General features: G+C 60.8%; 4 protein-coding genes. 2 read left to right on the forward strand and 2 right to left on the reverse strand.

Annotated features, from left to right (window positions below; genetic code table 11):
- The coding region (locus tag JMF90_RS31195) for a tyrosine-type recombinase/integrase (protein WP_201317406.1) at positions 1-781 on the forward strand (781 nt) is incomplete at its 5' end.
- A gap of 70 nt (positions 782-851) precedes the next feature.
- Here JMF90_RS31195 and JMF90_RS31200 read toward each other — a convergent pair.
- On the reverse strand, positions 852-1,364 hold the full coding sequence (locus JMF90_RS31200; RefSeq protein ID WP_201317407.1) for a 3'-5' exoribonuclease: 513 nt from the start codon (positions 1,362-1,364) through the stop codon (positions 852-854).
- Positions 1,365-1,680: 316 nt separating this feature from the next.
- Positions 1,681-2,142, reverse strand: coding sequence for a hypothetical protein (locus JMF90_RS31205; protein WP_201317408.1), 462 nt, complete (start codon positions 2,140-2,142; stop codon positions 1,681-1,683).
- A 249-nt stretch (positions 2,143-2,391) separates the two neighbouring features.
- Here JMF90_RS31205 and JMF90_RS31210 point away from each other — a divergent pair, with 249 nt between their 5' ends.
- Positions 2,392-2,679: a helix-turn-helix domain-containing protein gene (locus tag JMF90_RS31210; protein ID WP_054928470.1), complete on the forward strand. Its 288-nt coding sequence runs from the start codon at positions 2,392-2,394 to the stop codon at positions 2,677-2,679.
- The last annotated feature ends 354 nt before the right edge of the window (positions 2,680-3,033 follow it).

Consider the following 3,033-nt stretch of genomic DNA (forward strand, 5'->3'; position numbering starts at 1 on the left):
CCAGCACTATGTCGTGCTCAATCCGTTTGCTGGGGTGACCGTCCGCGGCGGCGCAACGCGCGCGCCGTTCGATACCGGGCGGGCGTTGACTGACCGGGAGTGGCGGGTCGTGCGAACTGCAGCCGACCAGCTCGAGCGGACCGACTGGAGCGCCCCGGCTGCCGAGCGGCTGCGGTTTGTGCTCGACTTCGGTTACGCGACCGGCCTGCGCGTGCAGGAACTGGTGGCCGCAACGCTGGGCGACATCGCGACGGACGCCCGCGGTGCGCTATGGCTGCAGGTAACGGGAAAAGGGGCGAAATCGGGGCGCGTGGCCCTGCCGCCGCTCGCGCGGGACGCGCTTCGGCGCACGCTGAAGGCACGGGGTCTGCCGGTCACACGCCCCCGTTGGCAGCCATCCACCCCGTTGGTCGCCGACCTCAATGTGGTCCATCGTGCAGCACGCCCTGGCGGCACCCACATCAGTGCGGCGCGGTTGCGGCAGGTGTTAGGTGAGTTTTTTCGGGAGACCGCGGAGCGCGTGAACACGCGCCATCCGGCGCTGGCCGGCAAGCTGCGGCGGGCGAGCCCGCACTGGCTGCGCCATACGCACGCCACCCATGCCCTCGACACCGGCGTCGAGCTGGTTGTGGTACGGGACAATCTTCGCCATGCATCGGTGGCCACCACGTCGACCTATCTTCACGGCGAAGAGGCAAAACGCGCGCGCCAGTTTAGTGCCGCCTTCCAGCGTCAGGCACGCCGATCATCTCGTCGAGACGCGTCCGGCGCGACCCGATAACCGCGCAAAACATCCGAATCCGGACGCGGCGTAGCTGGCAGGCACTGCTGAAACTTCAATTGAGGCGCACTTAACCATTATAGGCTTGCGCGTTTGCTCGAGCATCATGCAGTGCGTGGTGCTCTCCGCCGTGGCGCGCATAGTAGGCCGCCCGCCGACCAGCGTCGATCCGCCCCTTAATGTCCTCAAGCGCCCAACCATCGGGCAACGCGCCATCCAATAGGGAGCGCAGCAGGCTTAAATCCGTGTCGAAGTCGTAGCACAGCACCGGCTGGGAGGTAGTCGGGACACCGTCGATCCATGTCCGCACCGCTTGACGAAATTGATCAAACGGCATCGCGCGTCCCTTGTGCCGGCCGAGCTGGGGCAGTACCACGGCTCGAACGAAGTCGCTACAGCGCGCTGCATCATAGTCCGTGCACTCGCCATAGAACTCGGATCCGTTTTCCCCAACGATGGCGAGACTAATGAGTTGAGGCGCCTCAAAATCCGTGAACTCGGTGTCGATGAAGTAGCGGTTGTTCCAGCCACTACGCGAACTGGTTGGCCGGAACACAGGCCCATGAAAATACGTATCCGTCACGTACCTAAGTCTCCCTACTGTCAGGCGGATGCACGAGCCAGCAAGACTACCAGCCTCGCGGCTTCCGTAAGTTCTGCGCCGTTACGCGTCGCTCCTGAACGAATCGGCCCGTCGAATCCATGTCTCTTCTGCTCCTTTTCAGTCCTGCCTCCATGCTGAGACATCTGGCACCGCACCGACGCTCATGAACGGTTCCTCAAACGCGGGCAAGTCAGCGTGGAATCAATCGCCCACCGGTTCCCGAGAGGGCTTGATCGCAGAAAGACGGCTATGCGGCGCGCTTGGAAAGCGGCCGAAGACTTGCGCTCAATCGCCCTTAACACCCCGGTTCCGCAACGATGCGGGAATCGTCAAAGGCCAGTTCACTCACCAACTCTGATCGAGAGCCGAGATGAACTCGTATCGGTGAGCATGGCTTCAACTCGCCACGGCTGGTCGAATACCAAAGCCAAGCCTCACCGCCCTCCTTTGCCTCGCGCTCACGCCATATTCCGGTGACCTGACACAAACGGATCTCCGCCTTCTCAACAGCCCGATCGAGCACATAGACAGAGAAACTCCCCGGCTCCCATTGCGACGCCATCTCAAGCAGTGCCTCCGGGCCGCTGATAAGCAAGCCATCGGGCAGCAGATCGCGTTCGCGCTGCTCACGCGATGCAACCGCAAAAAAATTCAGCGTCTCGTTAGTCCACCCCACGCAGCGCCACGCCTCGTAAGGCCGCATGAGTGCCCGCTTACCAGGATTGCACTCGGCCCAACTCTTATCTGTCACTAACATCCATATTCCTTGAGACAACCACTCGGCCTGCGCGCACCGTCGGCCTACGGCCGCGCCGTAGGTGCCGAACATACTCCCAAAGCACCCATTGCACTGAACGTCGCACCCATGGTCACCGACCCCAGACAGGTGCATCTCACCCTACGCATTCGAAATCAAAAAGCCGCCAATAGTACCAAATGAACACTATAGATTGTAGTTCTTTAGTGTTCGAAATGAGTTCATCTGGTCCTTCAGAGGAGGACTTGCATGCGCTCCGAGGCCAGTTTCGGCAACGCACTTAAGCGACTTCGCAAGATCGCTAACGTTACGCAGGAAGATTTTGGACTGATCTCCAGCCGCACATACATCAGCACGATTGAACGGGAACTGAAGTCGCCCACGCTGGGCAAGATTGAGCAGCTTGCCGAAGTGTTAAACATCCACCCACTCGCACTGCTGACGGTTGCTTACATGGACCGACTCACGCCGATGGATATCGAACGGACCACTGCTTTCGTACGCCAGCAACTCTTGGAATTCATCGAAGACGAGTGAGCATATCGGGCCAGCAAACGGGTGTGAGACGTCAGATCCGACCGTGCCGACCAGTCCGGAAAAGGCCGTCGATTGGCCCTGACGTGCTTTAGGTCGAGATACCGCCCCCAGCGCCGACGAAACGAGCGCCGGATGGACGCCAACGAGCACGGCAACGTGCCCCGTTGTAATTGGCTTCGGCGCAGAAATGGCCTTCCACCACTGCTACCAGCACGAGTCCGTGCCAAGAGCACTCCCGAGGATCGGGCTACGCGCACAACACCTAAATTGCGCGTGCCTAGGCGCACCAAATCACACCGTACTTAGGCCTACCCTGCCTAAACCCTTGCCCAACTCGGCCTGCTTCAATACGTA

Source organism: Burkholderia sp. E168m23, assembly GCF_016586125.1.
In the GTDB taxonomy this organism is placed as follows: domain Bacteria; phylum Pseudomonadota; class Gammaproteobacteria; order Burkholderiales; family Burkholderiaceae; genus Burkholderia; species Burkholderia orbicola.